At 45.0% G+C, this 17,521-nt stretch carries 15 protein-coding genes; 5 read left to right on the forward strand and 10 right to left on the reverse strand.

The features are described 5' to 3' along the window. Positions 1 to 17: 17 nt before the first annotated feature. Both LEP1GSC047_RS09075 and LEP1GSC047_RS09080 read left to right on the forward strand, forming a co-directional pair. On the forward strand, positions 18 to 821 hold the full coding sequence (locus LEP1GSC047_RS09075; protein WP_010419677.1) for an AAA family ATPase: 804 nt from the start codon (positions 18 to 20) through the stop codon (positions 819 to 821). Between the two features lie 10 nt (positions 822 to 831). Beyond that, on the forward strand, positions 832 to 2,022 hold the full coding sequence (locus LEP1GSC047_RS09080; RefSeq protein WP_010419675.1) for a hypothetical protein: 1,191 nt from the start codon (positions 832 to 834) through the stop codon (positions 2,020 to 2,022). Positions 2,023 to 2,038: 16 nt separating this feature from the next. Here the strand turns inward: LEP1GSC047_RS09080 and LEP1GSC047_RS09085 are convergent, their stop codons facing one another. From LEP1GSC047_RS09085 to LEP1GSC047_RS09125, 8 genes are all read right to left on the reverse strand, one after another. Next, positions 2,039 to 2,593: a YceI family protein gene (locus LEP1GSC047_RS09085; protein ID WP_010419673.1), complete on the reverse strand. Its 555-nt coding sequence runs from the start codon at positions 2,591 to 2,593 to the stop codon at positions 2,039 to 2,041. Positions 2,594 to 2,604: 11 nt separating this feature from the next. After that, positions 2,605 to 3,345 carry a hypothetical protein gene (locus LEP1GSC047_RS09090; protein WP_010419672.1) on the reverse strand — a complete coding sequence of 247 codons (741 nt, stop codon included), beginning with the start codon at positions 3,343 to 3,345 and terminating at the stop codon, positions 2,605 to 2,607. Positions 3,346 to 3,580: 235 nt separating this feature from the next. After that, complete coding sequence (locus LEP1GSC047_RS09095) at positions 3,581 to 4,351, reverse strand: SprT-like domain-containing protein (protein WP_010419670.1); 771 nt, start codon at positions 4,349 to 4,351, stop codon at positions 3,581 to 3,583. Between the two features lies 1 nt (position 4,352). Next, complete coding sequence (locus LEP1GSC047_RS09100) at positions 4,353 to 6,350, reverse strand: ATP-dependent helicase (protein WP_010419667.1); 1,998 nt, start codon at positions 6,348 to 6,350, stop codon at positions 4,353 to 4,355. 7 nt (positions 6,351 to 6,357) lie between these two features. Beyond that, positions 6,358 to 6,828, reverse strand: coding sequence for an FKBP-type peptidyl-prolyl cis-trans isomerase (locus LEP1GSC047_RS09105; protein ID WP_010419665.1), 471 nt, complete (start codon positions 6,826 to 6,828; stop codon positions 6,358 to 6,360). 123 nt (positions 6,829 to 6,951) lie between these two features. Continuing rightward, entirely contained in the window at positions 6,952 to 7,365 is a 414-nt protein-coding gene (locus LEP1GSC047_RS09110) for an LIC14007 family protein (protein WP_010419659.1), read from the reverse strand. A 460-nt stretch (positions 7,366 to 7,825) separates the two neighbouring features. Further along, positions 7,826 to 9,850 (reverse strand): oxidoreductase, encoded by a 2,025-nt coding sequence (locus tag LEP1GSC047_RS09120; protein WP_010419652.1) that lies wholly within the window; start codon positions 9,848 to 9,850, stop codon positions 7,826 to 7,828. Between the two features lie 147 nt (positions 9,851 to 9,997). Beyond that, complete coding sequence (locus LEP1GSC047_RS09125) at positions 9,998 to 11,515, reverse strand: 2-isopropylmalate synthase (protein ID WP_010419650.1); 1,518 nt, start codon at positions 11,513 to 11,515, stop codon at positions 9,998 to 10,000. 106 nt (positions 11,516 to 11,621) lie between these two features. Here LEP1GSC047_RS09125 and LEP1GSC047_RS09130 point away from each other — a divergent pair, with 106 nt between their 5' ends. Beyond that, complete coding sequence (locus LEP1GSC047_RS09130; protein WP_010419647.1) at positions 11,622 to 11,963, forward strand: hypothetical protein; 342 nt, start codon at positions 11,622 to 11,624, stop codon at positions 11,961 to 11,963. Positions 11,964 to 12,281: 318 nt separating this feature from the next. On the opposite strand, the gene LEP1GSC047_RS09135 is transcribed toward LEP1GSC047_RS09130, so the two are convergent. Further along, positions 12,282 to 12,983, reverse strand: coding sequence for a queuosine precursor transporter (locus LEP1GSC047_RS09135; RefSeq protein ID WP_010419644.1), 702 nt, complete (start codon positions 12,981 to 12,983; stop codon positions 12,282 to 12,284). Positions 12,984 to 13,135: 152 nt separating this feature from the next. Here LEP1GSC047_RS09135 and LEP1GSC047_RS09140 point away from each other — a divergent pair, with 152 nt between their 5' ends. After that, entirely contained in the window at positions 13,136 to 14,746 is a 1,611-nt protein-coding gene (locus LEP1GSC047_RS09140) for a glycosyl hydrolase family 18 protein (protein WP_039934557.1), read from the forward strand. After that, positions 14,733 to 15,680, forward strand: coding sequence for an L-threonylcarbamoyladenylate synthase (locus tag LEP1GSC047_RS09145; protein WP_010419640.1), 948 nt, complete (start codon positions 14,733 to 14,735; stop codon positions 15,678 to 15,680). The genes LEP1GSC047_RS09140 and LEP1GSC047_RS09145 overlap by 14 nt, the downstream gene beginning before the upstream one ends. Here the strand turns inward: LEP1GSC047_RS09145 and LEP1GSC047_RS09150 are convergent. Then, entirely contained in the window at positions 15,677 to 17,401 is a 1,725-nt protein-coding gene (locus LEP1GSC047_RS09150) for a S49 family peptidase (protein WP_010419637.1), read from the reverse strand. The genes LEP1GSC047_RS09145 and LEP1GSC047_RS09150 overlap by 4 nt on opposite strands. Between the last annotated feature and the right edge of the window lie 120 nt (positions 17,402 to 17,521).

The raw sequence follows: 17,521 nt of genomic DNA on the forward strand, positions 1-17,521 counted from the left end.
AGGTATAGGAATATTGCATGACGATGGAAAGAAACCGTTCCGAAACCTACTTGTTGTCCCCTGAATTGGAGGAAGCCGTTCGAGTCTCGGAAATTACCTCTCGTCCCCTTCTATTAAAGGGTGAACCCGGAACCGGAAAGTCTCTGCTTGCCGAGTATCTGTCCAGCAAATTGAAACGTAGACTTTATACCTGGCACGTCAAATCCACATCGCAAGCTAAAGAAGGTCTATATTTCTACGATGCTGTTTCGCGTTTGAACGACTCCAGGTTTACCGAGGACAAGGATAAAGTACGGAATATAGAAAATTATATTCGGCTAGGGGCGTTGGGCGAAGCTTTTGAATCCGCGGAACCTGCCGTAGTTCTTATAGACGAAATCGATAAGGCGGATATCGAATTTCCGAACGATCTTCTTCTCGAATTGGATCGGATGGAATTCGTCGTTCAAGAGACCGGCCGTCTAGTCAAAGCCGAAGTTCGCCCTTTAACAATTATCACTTCCAATAACGAAAAGGAACTACCGGCAGCCTTTTTAAGGAGATGCATTTTTCATTATATCGATTTTCCGGATCCAGCCTTTATGAGTGAGATCGTTAAATCCCATTTTCCTAAAATAAATACCGAACTTATTAGGAGGGCCTTGGAGGCATTCTATGTCATCCGAAGGATGGATGATATGAAGAAAAAGCCCGGAACGAGCGAACTTTTGGATTGGATCCAAATACTGGTCCATATGGGAGCTAAACTTCCCGAGGAAGGAAATATTCCGTTTCTCGGCGCGCTGGTGAAGAACGAGGAAGATTTGCGTTTATTCCGATAAAGGTATCGTTTTGTTTTTTCCATTTTTTTACAGACTCAAAGCCGCAGGTCTTCCGCTCTCCACGATCGAATTACTCGATTTTCTAAATGCGACGGAGGGATTGACCGCTAGCAAACCTTATTTGACTTTGGAAGAATTTTATCGGGTCTCGAGACTTTGCTTAATCAAAGACGTCAAACACTATGATTCTTTCGATCGGATATTTTCGGAAATGTTCGGAGAACGAGGAGTATTAAGAGAATCTCTGCGACAGGAGATTCTGGACTGGCTTTCGCAAATATTCAATAATCCGAATAAACTTCCGCCTAGTTTAATTCCTCCCGAAAAACTTTGGGAAGAGTTCTTGGATCGCTTGAAAAATCAAAAAGGCGAGCACCATGGCGGCAATAAATGGATCGGTACCGGCGGTTCTTCCCCGTTCGGTCATGGCGGCGTCAATCCCGGTGGAATCCGAATCGGCGGGGAAGGTGGCGGTAAGTCGGCGATCTTTCAGGCGATGGAAAGACGCTACAAGGATTATCGTACTGACGAGCAGTTGGATGTGCGCCAAATCAAAGTAGCCTTAAAAAGACTCAGAAATCTGAGAAAGGAAGGCATTCCGGAATTTGATCTCGTGAAGACTGTCGACGCAACATGCCGAAATGCGGGCGACACCGAATTGGTTTTTGAACGGACTAGAAAAAACGGAATCAAGGTATTATTATTGATGGACACGGGCGGCAGCATGACTCCGTATGCGGATAGGGTAAGTAAACTCTTTTCGGCAAGCCATCAGGTGAATCATTTTAAGGAATTCGGATACTATTATTTTCACAATTCGGTATACGATTGCGTCTATCCAAAAGGAGATTTGAGGCATCCGATTCCGTTAAAGTCGGTCTTCAAGAAGCATAAGGAAGATACGAAAGTAATCCTCGTAGGGGACGCATATATGGCTCCTTACGAATTGACGGATCCGGCGTACGGTTTCTATCATTCGAGATTTAGATCCGATCATCGTCTTCCCGATGAGCCGAAATCAGGGTTGGATAGCTTTAAGAAAATCAAAGATCATTTTCACGACAGCATTTGGATGAACCCGGAACCGGAACGTTATTGGGATGCTCCCACGATATACGAACTCAAGAAAGTTTTTCCTATGTTTTTTCTGAGCGTGGATGGGTTGGAAACAGGGATTCGCAAATTACTGAACCAACTGTGATAAATGCATTAATATTTTATCTTAATAGAAAGGAAAATTCGATTTCGACTTCCTCTTTCGCTTTTGCGAACAGCAGACTAGGTGGACTAATCCGATACTCTCCCATTTTGATCTGAAATTTCCCGGAAACTTCGATCTGACCATTGCTGGAAGAAATATTGGCCCTGGTTTTTACGGGTTTTGTTACGCCATTTACGGTTAAATTTCCGCTTACAAACCAGCCTCCCTCAGTTACATCGATGGAAGTGGAGGAAAATGAAACGCTCTGAATTTCGGGAAACCCGAGGCTCTCGAGAATATGGGAGTCGCGGTTTTCGTCGCCGGATCTGAATTCCTTCAGAGGAGCCTCTATCTTTACGGCTTTAGGAAGTTGTATGCCGTTCGCGCCGGTTGAATAAGTCGTCGGAGTGATATTCACTTCACCGCAAACCCCATTGACGGTCTTAAACGGATGGATGACGGTGAACTTCAAAGTCTTTTGAGAGATTTTTAAATCTTCTGATCTTAAGCTTATCGGGAAGATAAGACCGAATACAAGGAAAATCGATGCGATGCCGAAAATACGTTTCATGAGTCTAATCCTTAAAAATAAAAAGTTGCAATGGATACGGTAAATGCGGCGAACCCGGTCCAACCGACCACTTCCATTGTATGCGCTGCCCCCGGACCTCCTTTCGGTATTTCTTGGCCAAGGAAAGGCAAAGCCAGCATCGCCGGAAGGTGGATCCAAATCATCGCCTTATGCGTGAAGATGGTGGTTAAGCCGGGCTCTCTTGCCAGCGTATTGCTAGGCGCTAAAAAAGCCAGTCCGGCAGTCAGTGCATATAAGGTAAAAGTGGTTCCGGCCAACGATTTATGCGTATTGCCTCCCGGATCTCCCGTCCAGGGAGAAGCATTTAGAATCAGATTGTAAGCCGCTAGATTTTGTTGGGGATTCGATAGAAGAACGAAATCCGCCAAGGGCTGGTATTCCCTATGCAGGTGCGACAAGGCTTTTTCGCCAGCAAGGTTTGTAGCGAGCCAAAATCCCCAAGTAAGCAGTCCTAATCCTTGGTGCCAGTTTAAAAAACTTCTACGAAGTTCTAAACGATCTCTTTCCTTTTTTCGATCGGCGATCGTGGTTTCCGTTTCACCCTGGGTTAATGGAACTTCGCTTCGAATATCAGGAGAATAGTATTGGTAATTCGGAACCAACGGGTTTCCTCCTGTTAGTCGGTAGGAATCGAAAAAGCCGGCATCCGTTCCGGTGGAAGAGAAGGATTGGCCTGCGATCGGAAAACCGAAGAACAATAGAGTTAGCAGAGTTAGATACTTCGCTTTCATTCTAACCTAAGTGTTCGTCGTAACGATCTATAACGTCAAGGAAAGTAAAAAAGAAAGGTTAAGAACGAACGCATAAAATACGGGAATGTCTCGACTGAATTGATACAACTGCTTCGAAACTATAGAACCGGTAGACTGAAAGAGAATCGGACTCAATTTCTCTTAACAAATTCCGTTATAGTTTCTGAGAAAAATCTATACTAATGCAAATCGGATTCCCGCCAAAATTCATTGCCTACCGAAACGAAAATAAGAATCTTTTTCGCTGCGGTTTTCCTTTCTTAGGACTCGAACCTCTTCCGTTCTTAGCAAGAAAGGAATGATAACTCGTCTTAAGCCAATGCGCAGCCTCTTCGTAACGATCATATTCCCGCTCTTTTCTCTTAAATTCCCATCCATGAATAATATTTCGGTTTTTATTTCGCTGGACCGGAAATAGGTGATGTAGAATTTCGTGATGAACTACGTGTTCCAAAACGAATTCGGGGATATCGGGATGATCGAGAGTCGGACTGATCCTTATTGTAAGAGTTTCCTTGTCGTATGTTCCGATCCGTCGTTCTCCTTTTCGAGGAGACCATTCGATCCGAACATCGCTTAGATTTTGGGCGGGAAAAAATTTCTTCGTAATATACGCAAAAACTCGGTTTAGATCGTAATGGTTTCCTTTTGCAGGATATGTTTTTACGGGAGCGGCCAGTCTGGGAATTTTGTTTAAGTGTTCTTGAACGACGGTTTTCCAGCCGGCTTCCACAGTCTGTCTTAACAAGCGGGAAATTAATAACTTTGCCAAACTTTCCGCCGTGACTAAATCGACGTTTTTAAACGAGTCGTGTAACTTACATGTCAAAATTCCGTTCTTAAATTGAAGTGAGCTAGTACCGTTTCTGTAAGGGTAAAATTTAAGTTCTATCCGTTTTAAGGGCGGATTCGGTCGCCTGGAGCTTTGTGAGATGATAGTCCAGGTCTCGAAAAGCAGCGATTCCCAATCTTCGGGAAGAATCATTCTAAGATCCGAAAAAATCTCGAATTCTTTTTCGGGCTTCCGTTTCCGTTTTAAGATCTTCGGAAGGAATTTCTGAGAGGGACTTCGTTGCCGCAGTATGAGCTTTAGGAAAGAAATTTCTTTCTAAAATTTTATCGGATTCTTTCAATTCTTCGATAAAACGAGATAGACGATTGAAGTTATGACCGCCACGAGAAGAGGAAGTTTGGGGGTAGGTAAGCGTCAAAGATCTCCTCGCCCGAGTTATCCCTACGTAAAATAGTCTGCGCTCTTCCTCGATATTCTTTTCCCCTCTGCCCGACGGGAAGGATCCTTCGGTCACATTCAAAAGAATAACCGTATCGAATTCCAAACCTTTGGAGGAATGGATGGTCGATAAAACAAGGACGTCTTCCTCCTCTTCCTCGGGAACGAGTTTATCTAGACTCCGATTCGGCCCTTCCAAACTCATTTCCACCAAAAACTCATGGAGAGTTTCATATCTTTTGGAAAGAGTGAGAAAGGAATTTAGATCTTCCATTCTACGCTTGGGATCGTCATATTTTCTTTCCAGAAGCGGTTTATAAAATTCTAAAAAATTCTCCAACGTCAATGTAAGACTGGAATCGGAACGGTCGAGTAGATCGCTTAATAGTTGTAAATCGGCAGCGGCCGTACCTTTTTGCAATAGACGGACCGCTTGCAAGTCACCACCGGATCTAGTCAGTTCGTTGAGAATAAGTTTCGCTTTTGCCGCGCCGATTCCGGGAAGAAGCAATAATATCCGAAGCCAGGAAACGGAATCCAATCGATTTTCCCGAATTCTGAGAAGAGAAAGAAAGTCCTTCGCATGCGCGCTCTCTACAAATTTCTTTCCGCCGAATTTCTGATAGGGTATATTTCTGGCGTTTAAAACCAACTCCAGCTGATTGGAATTCCAGCCGGATCGAAATAATACCGCCATATTGCCGAGTGCGATTCCTTCCTCTCTTCTTTCCAAAATCCTGTCCGCAACTCCTTCGGCCTCGTCCAACTCGTCCGGAAATCCGAGCAACCTAGGTTTATGAAAATCCTCGTTTTTGGTGTACAGATATTTCTCGTATTTTTCGGAGAAATTCAATAGTACTCCGTTCGCTAGATTTAGAATCGAAGGTGTGCTCCGGTAATTTCTTTCCAGAAAAATCGTTTTTGCGTTCGGAAAAATCTTGGGAAAATCGAAGATTCCTTTAACATTCGCTCCTCTAAAGGAGTAAATGCTCTGAGCGTCATCACCGACCACAAAAATATTTTCGTGCTCCGAAGCCAGTAGACAGGCGATATGGGCCTGCAACTTATTCGTGTCCTGAAATTCGTCCACCATTACATATTTGTATTGTTCGGACAGCTTCTTCCTGATTCCATCGTGGTCCGTCAGCAATTCGCGGGAAAATAACAGTAAATCGTCATAGTCCAATAACGAGCGCTCTCGTTTGTAAGATTTGTAATCGGAAAAAATTTTACGAATAGAAGTTTCCTGATCCAGGAATTTGGGACTTTCCGTCTTTAGAAGCTCGGAAAGATCTTTCCCGGTATTGACGGAAGTCGAGTAAAGGGATAATAACGTTTCGTTGGAAGGGAATCGAAGCTTTTGGGCTGCATAATTTCCTTCCGTCCGAATCAGTTGAAAGACATCTATGGAATCGGACTCGTCGAGTACGGAAAATTGGGAAGAGATACCTAAAGCGGGAGCGTATTTTCTGAGAATATGGCCCGCGAATGAATGAAATGTTCCGCCATTAACTTTGGAGCAACGCTTGTCTAAAACGGAAACGGCCCGAGTCAACATTTCACGGGCAGCTTTTTTGGTAAAAGTAAGAAGTAGAATATTTTCGGCGGAAACGCCGTTGGACACTAATTTGGCTAAGCGATGAACCAGGGTATTGGTTTTTCCGGTACCTGCCCCGGCTATCAGAAGCACGGGGCCTTCCGTGGTCTCTACCGCTTCCTTTTGCTTTTCGTTTAGATTCTCGAGAACGGTCATCGACGAATCAATGGTGGTGGTGTCCCCCCTCGCCATGAACGTGCCCGTGAGTGATCTCCTCGTCAGTCGCTTCCCGGGTATTTACGATCTGAACATCGAAAACTAGATCGACTCCCGCTAAAGGATGGTTTCCATCGACTATGATACTTTCGCCTTTAATTTCCGTAATGGTATACACCGTATCGGGCTCGTCGGTTTGAAACATCATTCCGACCGTGAGTTCTTCGTCCTGGGGAAATTGACTTTTCGGAACATCGAAAACTAATTCCGGGTTCTTTTTGCCGTAACCTCGATCCGCGTCGACCGATATGACCTTCTTATCGCCTGTTTTTAGTTGTTTGATCTCTTCCTCTAAGCCCGCTATAATTTGCCCGACACCTTCTAGATAAGAGAGTGGGTGACTTCCTTCCGAAGAATCAATTAGGTTTCCCTGATTATCCTTTAAAGTATAGTGAAAAGTAACGACTCTAGGATTCATGAGATCAGGCTCCATTTTCGGGTTATTCCCCAGGATCGGGATAGGAAGGAAAGGTTCCGGTACCGTCTAATGGGGTAGTTTATTCCTAGACGGTTGATGGACAATCAGATTTTTCGTCCGTTATCAAAAGTCGTACGAAATTTCCACTCCAAAGTTTTCAAAATCCTTGATGAATTGTTCGACTCGATTGGCCAAAAAGAACCAGGAATCGCGGTGAATGATGTCGTTTAGAAAACTCAGGAAACGATTTGTACAACGAGCGGAGAAAACCGGGTCTCCCGTGTAGTTCAATAGAATCGTGTAGGAAAGATAGCGCAGAACTCTGTCTTGAGCCGGAAGTTCCTGTAACCCCGAAATATTCGGTTCTTGCAATATTAGTCGAACCTTGGAATTACCCTCCGTTACATAGAGGTTATAATCTATCGAGTTAGGAACTCTTTCGGCTGAATAAACCTTCATTTTACCGGACCCATTAATTTCTATTCTAGACGGAAGCCTAAAATCGAGTATTTGTATGGAACAAAAACCGGTTTCCATTTAGCAATAACCGCAGAAAAAGTCAACGGTAAAGACTGAAGATTGCCATCCAGAGGCCATAAAATGTTAAAAGAAAGTGAATCTAGAGGGAGACGACTTGGAAATTCATTGTTAGTTCCTTTCTTCTTTTGTCGTCTAAGATTCGACCTTCCGGATTTTCAAAACAAATTCAATAGACACTAGCGAATCTTTTTGGGTTGCGATTTGAAAATACAGGGAGCTTATTGAAGGAAGGAATTTTATAACCTGTTCTTCTTATACAGAGATCGCGGCGTAAAGGAATTCGGTTTTTATTCAGGAAAATAGCGAGCTGCACCGCTCTCAATTTAAGTAAAATCGAATGGATGGGTACGGAAAAAAAAGACCATTCGATTCGATTTAGGAAACACGAAACCATTTCCAAATAAATGCAACACGATCCGCATTGCATCGCTCGTTAGAAATGGTTTCGATCCATCGTTTAGTTTTGCTCTACGCCGATCCGAGTCGCTGCCAGATAGCCTTCGAGCATTGCGCGTTTTGCGTCGATTCCGGAGGCGTCTTTTGCTCCGCCGATTAGGTAACTAGGAATGGACGGCCTGTCTTTGCGGAACGATTCGTAAAGGGAGGCATCACTGACCTGACCCGCACAGAGAATGATCGTATCGCATTCCAACGTCTTCTCGCCTTCCTTCTTGCTTTCGATCACCAAGCCTTTTTCATTCACCTCTTTATAGGTGAGGGATGAAAGAAATTCCACTCCTTTGGATTGAAGCTCCTGTAATAAGGCCCAAGAAGTAGTTTGTCCGAGCCCGGCTCCGACTTTTCCGTTTCGTCTTAGGATGGATACTTTGCGGTCGGATTTTTCCGGCAGAATATGGGCTTGCGTATATGATCCTACATTATAGCGATGAAAATAAGAAAGGATATCCGGATCTTTTTCCTCGGTCAATCTATGAGCGACGTCGACACCGATTCCTCCTCCTCCGATGATCGCCACGGATTTTCCCGGTTTAAAGGTTCCGTTTAGGAATTCCACATAACTGGCATGCGGTTTCTTTTCTAAACCGGGGAGTTTCAGATCCCGAGGCAAAACACCCGTCGCAAAGATAACCGCATCCGGTTTAAGAGACTCTAGGAGAGATAGGTCGGCTCGAGTATTCAGTCGAATATCCACTCCGAGCTTCGGTAGTTCGTTTTTAAAATAGCGAACAGTTTCAAAGAATTCGAATTTTCCCGGAATCGAAGCCGCGAGGTTTAGTTGTCCTCCCAGCTTATCAGAGGCTTCCAGTAAAATGACTTCGTGACCCCTTAGTGCGGCCACTCTAGCCGATTCCATTCCTCCCGGACCGGAACCGATAACGACGACTTTCTGTTTTTTAGCCTGCGGTAATTTTTTCCATTCCATCTCTCGGTTGGCGGATGGATTTACTAAACAAGACACCATTTCTTCCTTAAATGTGTGGTCTAAGCAAGCTTGGTTACACGCGACACAGGTATTTACTCTCTCGGTTTCATTCGCCTTGATTTTATTTACGATATCCGCATCCGCAAGAAAGGGACGTGCCATGCTCACGATATCGGCTTCGTTTGCCGAGAGAACCTGGACGATGGTCTCAGGCATATTGATTCTATTGGAGGCGATGATCGGAATTCCCGGAACGGATGCTTTTACTTTTCCCGCAATCTTAGCCCAAGCTCCTCTCGGAACTAATTGAGAAATCGTAGGAATTCTGGATTCGTGCCAACCGATTCCGATATTCAAAGCGTCCGCACCTGCCGCTTTGAGTTCGTTTCCTAAGGCGACGACTTCTTCAAACGTAGGATTTCCTGGAATGAGATCGATGCCGGACATACGAACGATGACCGGATACCCGGTTCCGACCTGCTTTCGAACTTCCTTCATTACTTCTATGGCAAATCTTCTTCTGTTTTCGGGAGACCCGCCGAACTCGTCGGTTCTCTTGTTCGTTACCTCCGAAAAGAACTGGTTTACTAGATATCCCTCCGACGCCATGATTTCCACTGCTCGGAATCCCACTTGTTTTGCCCGAAGAGCGGAAGAGCCAAAATCTCGAATCGTTCTCCAAGCATCTTCGGTCGACAATTCCTTGGGGATAAATCGATTAATCGGTGCTCTTAAGGGAGAAGGCGCTACAAGCTCTCTATGATAGGAATATCTACCGGCATGAAAGAGTTGGGCGCAAAAAATTCCCTGCGGTTTAAGCGCCAAGGCGACCCGTTCTAGTTCTTTGCAATCTTCCTCTTTTTGAAAATCGAAAAAGATATTCGAACCTTTTGCTTCCGCATTTACCGCGATTCCACCCGTAGTGATTAATCCGACCCCGCCTTCGAAACGTTTGCCGTAAAAAGCGGTCATTCGGTCCGCGGTTTGAGGTAGGCCTTCCAATCCTAAGTGCATTGAGCCCATTATGATTCGATTCGGAATCGTTTCCGATCCCAATGATATCGGACGAAAAATGGAGGAGGTGTCTAAAGAAGACATAGGGGAGTTCTCCTTACTCATTCAAAAACAGAACGAGTGTTCTACTTATGGAATATTTAATTGTGCAGAAATTCCGCAACGGTTTTTCTTTCTCGAAAAAACTCACCGAACGTCATTCGTTAGGAATTGCTGCGATTTGAAGGAATCTTAGCTTATTGAAAATCGATTTAAAGCGGAAATATAGGCTTGAGAGCAGGCTTCGATGATATCCGTCGAACTTCCTTTACCGACTACGCGCTCCCCATGCCTTTCTAAAGTTACCGATGCTTCCGCCAATGCGTCCTGTCCTTCGGTTACCGGAGAGATCACTAAACGGGAGAGCTGCGCGTCGGATACCGTTGCTTTCTGAATGGCCTTAAATATACAATCCACAGGACCGTCGCCGGTCGCAGATTCCTCCTTGCTATTCCCTCGAATGGAAAGACGTATACTTGCAGTAGGCGTGCTTTTGGTTCCGGTCGTTACATGAAAACTTTCTAATACGTATCTGTCCTCGGACGATTTTCTGGATTCATCCGCGAAGAGCGCGCGAATATCTTCGTCGAAAACTTCCTTCTTACGATCGGCGATTTCCAAGAACCGAAGATAAGCCGCTTCCAATTCGTCGGCCTGGGGATCAAAACCTAAACGAATAATTCTATCTTTAAAGCCGGCCCGACCGCTATGCCGACCTAGAACCATCCTGTTTGAATGGATTCCTACCGATTCGGGAGTCATGATTTCGTAGGTCTCGCGATTTTTTAAAACCCCGTCTTGGTGAATTCCGGATTCGTGCGCAAACGCATTCGCGCCGACAACCGCTTTATTCGGTTGTACGACCATACCGGTTATGGTCTTTACCAAGTAGGAAGCTTTTGCAATTTCTTCGGTATGAATCCGAGTCTGGACTCCGAATGTATCCTTACGGGTGCGAAGGGACATGATCACTTCTTCCATAGCGGTGTTTCCGGCCCGTTCCCCGATTCCGTTTACGGTGCATTCTACCTGCCGGGCCCCGTTTCGAATTGCAGAAAGACTATTTGCAGTCGCCAATCCTAAATCGTTATGACAATGGGCGGAAAAAATTGCCTTTTCCGATCCCCTTACTTTCTGAATCAGAAATTGGAATAGTTCTCCGTATTCATATGGAGTCGTATAGCCGACCGTATCGGGAATATTAATCGTGGTCGCACCGGCCTCGATCACCGCTTCACAGAGTTCCCGTAAGAATTCATGTTCGGAGCGGGTGGCATCCTCGGGGGAAAACTCGATATCCTCCACAAAATCTTTGCAAATTCTTACCGCTTCGACGGCCATCTTTAAAACTTCGGAAGGATCTTTTCCGAGTTTGAATTTCATGTGAATGGGAGAGGATGCTATGAATGTATGGATCCGTTGTTTTTTAGCGGGTCGAATCGCTTTTGCCGCAGCTTCAATGTCTCCGCGCATGGCGCGGGCTAGTGCCGCGATGACCGGACCTTCTACTTCCCTGGAGATTCTTTCCACTGCTTGGAACTGGACTGGAGAAGAGACAGGAAAGCCGGCTTCGATCACATCTATATTCATATGAGCTAAATGAAGTGCGATTTCGATCTTCTCGTTTTCGCTCATTGCAGCCCCGGGACATTGCTCCCCGTCTCTTAAAGTTGTATCAAAGATGCGTACGTAATCCAGATTAGGGTTCATGCCATTCTCGTTTCCTGGTTCCAAAATTCTCTTCCAAAGCCATCCGTAAACCTATTTACTCGACTGCGGATTGCCTTAAATCCCCGTAAATTAGACAATGGTACCTATGAATTCGCCGCAATTCTATGCTTCCAGTCTTCGAGCCACCGATTGCGTGGAGGCCTCTTCCTTATATGCCGAGCTTTTTCAGGGAGAGATCCTTCAGGCAAAGCTAGGGCACGCAGAAGTACTATTTTCAAAGAATCATAGGGTCGTATTTAGCCGCGAAACGGACGAATGTCCGGTTTCGACCGGCACCTTAATCTGGAAGATTTCTCGGGCTCAGTATTCGGAATTTTCGTCCAATTTGCGTAAACGGAGTTTTTTACTGGAAGCGGACCTACACGCGTACGTCTCTTTTTTGGATCCCTGGGGAAATCGAATCTGGTTGGTAGCTGAAGACAGATGACTGAGGACAGAAGACATGGGACGAATGCGTTCGCTTTCAGAGGACAGAGGTCAGAAGACAGACGCGCTCGCTTTGCTCACGCTAGACAGTAGCTACTAGATGTTGGAAAGGCAGCAGAGGTAGACGAAAGACCCCCTGTAACACAAGAATCCTTCTCTAGTACGTGAAAACCATGCTCACCAATGTTCTGTCTTCAGTCCTCTGAAAGTTGGAAAAGTAATAGAGGTAGAGGAAAGATCTACCTATAATACAAGAATCTTTCCCTGGTACATGGAAATTCCGCTCATCAATGTTCTGTCCTCAGTCCTCTGTCTTCTGTCACCCCGGGAAGGGCTGGGAGTCTTCTCGACCTTCTTTCAACGCATGCTCCGCCATTTTATGCGCCTCCTCTCCGAGATACTTCTCTATGATTGCGTGAGAAAGATAAATAATCGGAGTGATACCGATTGCGATCGCCATTTTATACACGAAGTTCGTAGAAGAGATTGAGTTTAGGACGCCGAACTCGTATTGTCCCCAATACGCCACGAAAATAACGACATAAGAATCCAATAATTGAGAGACTATCGTAGAGCCGGTCGCTCGGAGCCAAATAAACCGGTTTTTAGTTCTTTTGCGAATCAAATGAAAGATTTGTATGTCGATTAGCTGTCCGATAAGATAGGCGATCACAGATCCCGCGATTACCTGTCCGGTATTCGTAAAAACGGTATGAAAGGAATGGTCGTCTACGGGAGAATTCCCGACTGCCGGTATATTCATATCGATTTGAAGAAGAAAATAGGCGAGGACGATCATCAGCATCCCGACAAGCGTCAGATAACGAACCCCCCTCCGTCCATAATATTCGTTCAAGAGGTCGGTTACGATAAATGTGACCGGAAACGGAATCACCCCGATAGTCATCGTATATCCTAGGGCTTGGATCCACTTTGATCCGGTTACTTCCGCCAGTAAAAGAAAGGTGAGGAATAGGGCGCTCAGTACAAAATAAAGTTTAAAAGGCCGATGGAATTGCATCGAAGGAAATTTTTTCCGAATTTTCTAGCTGTCAATCAAAGAAAGGCGTTCCGTCGGACAAAGATTTGACATTTGGACTTGCAAAGAATCACTGGAAAGCAGTCGGTGCTTTACTTTTTGCCTCCGCGATTCGATATATACATAGAGCTCAAATGAAATCTTACGAAGAAGAACCCACACCGGAAGGACTTAGTCGTCCTGTTCCTTTCCCTCCGAAAAAAACTCCCGTTTGGCAAACCGCGTTTGTAAGCGTAGCCTGGCTCTGTCTTTCGGGCGTTTCTTTTTATTTAGGATTGCAGGCGCTAAAAACCAAACCGTCCGGATCGGAAGTCTCCAAATCCGTCCTAGCTTCGGAAAGTTCGCAAATACAACTCGCTAATCCGAGTTTGAAGTCCCCTGTGGGGCCGGGGACCTGGGAATCCTTGAGCAAATGGTGGAATTCGACGGATTTTTTCCCGACGGAGACCTCTAACTCGGAAAGTCAAAATTCGGACGGGAAACCGACGTTGCCTGCGAACGATGACGATGTTTCGTTCCGCGCTTCCACATGGTTTTCCGACTACGAGGCTATGAAAAAGACCGTTCATTTATACAATGAAATTCATCCTTTTATTTACGGGTTTAAAGGGAGAGAAGCCAATAACGGAGATTTATATTCACTCTGGGGAGCCTCCCAAAAACATACTCGAGTCGCCGAACTCCGCAGTCTGAATCCGAGAGTGAAAATCATACCTACGATTTTTCGCTGGGAAAATAAGAACGAGAAAATTTCCGAGAATATCGGCCTAAACGGTAGAAGCGATATTCGTGATAAACATATTCAGAATATATTGTACGAAGTCGATACCTACGGTTTTGACGGGATCGATATCGATTATGAAGGAATGTCCTGTGAGAAGAAGGAAAAATTCGAAGAATTCATCGTTTTGCTGTCCAATGAAATTCACAAGCGTGGAAAAATTCTCTCCGTTGCCGTACATCCGAAAACTGCCGCTAAAAAAAGCGGTCTGAAAGCGTGTAAGGGTCTGAAAGAGAAAATTAAAATGGATTTCGCCGAGAATTGGCGGGGACCTATGACTCACGACTATGAATTCCTCGCGAAACATGCAGATCGAATTAAAGTCATGGCCTACGAGCTTCATCCCCGTAAATATAGAAATCCGGGTCCGGGCCCTCAAGCGCCCAACGTTTGGATTCGAAATATCATCGAGTACGCGAAAGAAAGAGTTCCATCTAAAAAACTTTATATGGCGATTCCGACATACGGATATGATTGGGCTTTGAATTGTAACTCCAAAATTAAATCCGTTTACTGGTCCGACGCGTTAAAGCGCCAGCAACTAGGAGTCACTCATCAACCTACGAATATCGATCAGGTTATGGCTGCTAATAAGAATTCGGGAACTTGGACGAATCTCTCGAAATTCAGTTGGGTTCACGAAGGAAAAACGTATGAAGATCCGAGTATTTGGTATAAATCGGAAGGGTGCGATAGGGTGGCGTTCTTCATGAATCGTAAAGCCTTCGAAGAGAAAATGACTCTATTACGTTCCTATGATATTGGAGGATTTTCTTTTTGGCAACTTTTATCGGATAACGATCCCGGTATCAGTACTTATTTGGAATTATTAGTAACCAATAAACTTCCTCCGGTACCTAAAGTCCAAACCAAACCTAAGAACCCGGAAGTTAAACAATCTCCGCCCGAGGAAGCACAGGATCAGGAAGAAGCAAAAAACACCCAGGAACTTGTCAAAAAGTAAATACACAACTTTTACGGAGGATCCTTCCTTGGCGGCCAAGGTTTTACGCCAGGGCGGGGTCGTTCTGTTTCCCACCGAAACAGTCTACGGACTGGGGGCAGATTCCAGGAATCTTTCCGCCTGCCTCGAAATTTATAAAATTAAAAATCGCCCCGCCGACAATCCTCTCATCGTTCATCTTGCTAACCCGGAACTGATTGCCGAGATTGCCGAGATCACCGGAGACGGATCTCGAATAATCGAGGAATTTATGCCGGGGCCGATTACGATTATTCTACGGAAAAAAGATAATTTCGTTTATTCGACCGGTTTAAGTACCATCGCAGTTCGTGTTCCGTCCCACAAATTGTGTCATGCTATGCTAACCGCTTTTGGTGGACCGGTTTCCGCGCCTTCAGCCAATCTTTCCGGAAGGCCTTCGATCACCCGATACGAGGATGCAGTCGCTGAGTTTGACGGGTTCGTGGATTTAATCCTCCAAGGTGAGGAACCAACGATCGGCTTGGAATCGACCGTCGTCGATCTTTCGGTTGATCCTCCCAGACTGCTTCGTCCAGGCCTGTACGGCATCGAAGAACTGAGTCTGATCATACCGAATTTGACATTGGAGGATGACTCGACTTCGGCACGGCCGATTAGTCCTGGATTAAAGTACAAACACTACGCTCCCGAGTGCGAAGTTTATTTTGTCCAATCGAATCCTATGCCAGAACCGAATTCGGCTGCGATCGGTATCGGAATCGATACCGACGGATGGGCGTTTGCCGTTCAGCTGAACGATAACTTCGGGTATATGAGAGAATTATATTCCTTCTTCCGGGACTGCGATAAGAGAGGAATTCGCAGGGCGTATTGTTTTCCCCCGGCAAACGAAGCCGGGAGAGAGGCTCTATTGAATCGAATTAAAAAGGCTTCGGAAGGTTCCCGAAATTAGTTCCTAGAGATTTCGGACGCGGTTTCCGAAAAATAAAGAATTTCTTGTTTTTTTAATAGATTCTTCGATTTGGACGAAGAGTCAAAATGATCTAGAGCCGTAAAAGAAAGACTCGGCTTCATTTCCTGAATCAAGTCCTTCCAAGTGTACGTTCCCGGTAAATATCTCACATCCATTTTAGCGATATTTAATTTTTCTTTAATCCGCTCGAGCAACTCTAAAAAGGATGAACACGAATCTAAGAACCCCGCCTTTAAAAATGTCCGACCTAAAAAGATACGTCCTTCTCCCCATTTTGATTCCAATTCGGCCTTCGTGGTTTTCCGAGCTTCGATGACTCTGGAATAGAATAAGTCTCTGGAACGGGAAACTTCCTTTTTCAAGAATGCGGAAGATTTCGCTCCCAACTTTCCGTACTCGGAAAGTATATCTCGGTACGGATAGAATGAGATTCGCTCTTTTTTGATTCCGAGTTTATTGTACAATCCCTTCAGGTCGAATCGAAGCATAACCGCTCCGATGGATCCGACGATAGAATAAGGAGTTGCGTGAATCTCCTCGGTTCCGCAGGCTAGATAGTATCCTCCGGAAGCCGCCACGTTCAGCACGTATGTAAATACCGGTTTTTTTTCGGCGAGCTTTCGAATTTCACGATAAAGGAGTTCGGAGACCAGTGCAGAGCCTCCGGGAGAGTTCATTTCCAAAACGACCGCGGCTACTTTAGGATCATCCTTTAATTCTTTTAATAAGCTTTGATAATAACGATACGATACCTGTCTGGAGCGGAATTCCTCCTCCCTGCCTAGATCGGGTAATATGTTTCCCTGGATCGGTAGGATCGCTAAAATCGGAAGAGATTTGGAGACTAGTCTGAATTGCTGCAACTTAGAATAGAGGCGAAGTCCTTTGGCGGTAAATCCTCTGTAATTTTGAGTTCCCGATTTATCCGCTTCCTCTTCCCGCAGATATCCTTCGTACAAATAATTTTCCTGGAATTCGTCCTCTTCCAGTAAATCGGTTAGAAATTCGGCCTTGAGTAAAGTTTCGGCGCTAATAATGGGTTCTTCGAGAACGGATAAGGGAAGTCCGGAAGTTTCCAAAAAGGATTTTTTTAGAAACTCATTCTGGTCGTTTAATAAGTTTTCCAAATTCTTTCTAGCCGGAGGGGAAAACGAGGAGCGTTGAAACGTTTCTCCGAAAGATTTGAAGGCGCCGCTTGCGTACGTTTCGACGCCTACGCCGGCTTTCTTTGCCGTATCTCCGAAGAAGTAAGGTTCGGCGGAAGGAAGGGTCGGAAAAAATTCCGAGGCAGAACTAGCGTATCGTTCTTTGCAGAAAGAGAGGAGCAATAACGATTTTGTTCCGCCTCCCAAAGAAAATCCCGCGGTCATGATTCCTTTCTCATTCAAAGTTTGAATCGATTTACACAGATTCCAGGCTTCTCCGAAACCGTATTCGGGAGCTTCAAAAAGAAACGAAACTTTCTTTAATCCGGGAACTAACGAGAGGGCGCGCAATCCTAAAAGGAAATCGATGAAGAACGGGGATTCGTCCTTGGACACCAGCATTCTTACGAAAAGCGATTTTCTCTCGTAGGAAAAGTTGGAAGGAACTTCGAGAAAAAAATGATCTCCTTTGCGAAAGCGATAAATCAGCATTCTCCAGAATTGTAATAAAATGCGGAAGGGTAGAAAAATCAGCGAAACGATCTGGCGAAGCATGCTTAAATCCTTTTGCCGACCAATGTATTTTTTCGGGGGAGAAGAGAAAACGGATTTTTAACGCAGGAAAACCGCTTTTCAGTCTAAGGAATACTATTTTCTCTGAAAAGTAAGAGGGTA

This window comes from Leptospira inadai serovar Lyme str. 10 (assembly GCF_000243675.2).
Lineage (GTDB): Bacteria > Spirochaetota > Leptospiria > Leptospirales > Leptospiraceae > Leptospira_B > Leptospira_B inadai.

Bases quoted from the DNA above. Each gene is read 5' to 3' on its own strand.
- LEP1GSC047_RS09105 (WP_010419665.1), bottom strand. From the start codon at position 6,828: ATGAATCCTAGAGTCGTTACTTTTCACTATACTTTAAAGGATAATCAG.
- LEP1GSC047_RS09130 (WP_010419647.1), top strand. From the start codon at position 11,622: ATGAATTCGCCGCAATTCTATGCTTCCAGTCTTCGAGCCACCGATTGC.
- LEP1GSC047_RS09135 (WP_010419644.1), bottom strand. From the start codon at position 12,983: ATGCAATTCCATCGGCCTTTTAAACTTTATTTTGTACTGAGCGCCCTA.
- LEP1GSC047_RS09090 (WP_010419672.1), bottom strand. From the start codon at position 3,345: ATGAAAGCGAAGTATCTAACTCTGCTAACTCTATTGTTCTTCGGTTTT.
- LEP1GSC047_RS09085 (WP_010419673.1), bottom strand. From the start codon at position 2,593: ATGAAACGTATTTTCGGCATCGCATCGATTTTCCTTGTATTCGGTCTT.
- LEP1GSC047_RS09095 (WP_010419670.1), bottom strand. From the start codon at position 4,351: ATGATTCTTCCCGAAGATTGGGAATCGCTGCTTTTCGAGACCTGGACT.
- LEP1GSC047_RS09150 (WP_010419637.1), bottom strand. From the start codon at position 17,401: ATGCTTCGCCAGATCGTTTCGCTGATTTTTCTACCCTTCCGCATTTTA.
- LEP1GSC047_RS09120 (WP_010419652.1), bottom strand. From the start codon at position 9,850: ATGTCTTCTTTAGACACCTCCTCCATTTTTCGTCCGATATCATTGGGA.
- LEP1GSC047_RS09100 (WP_010419667.1), bottom strand. From the start codon at position 6,350: ATGACCGTTCTCGAGAATCTAAACGAAAAGCAAAAGGAAGCGGTAGAG.
- LEP1GSC047_RS09075 (WP_010419677.1), top strand. From the start codon at position 18: ATGACGATGGAAAGAAACCGTTCCGAAACCTACTTGTTGTCCCCTGAA.
- LEP1GSC047_RS09110 (WP_010419659.1), bottom strand. From the start codon at position 7,365: ATGGAAACCGGTTTTTGTTCCATACAAATACTCGATTTTAGGCTTCCG.
- LEP1GSC047_RS09125 (WP_010419650.1), bottom strand. From the start codon at position 11,515: ATGAACCCTAATCTGGATTACGTACGCATCTTTGATACAACTTTAAGA.
- LEP1GSC047_RS09140 (WP_039934557.1), top strand. From the start codon at position 13,136: ATGAAATCTTACGAAGAAGAACCCACACCGGAAGGACTTAGTCGTCCT.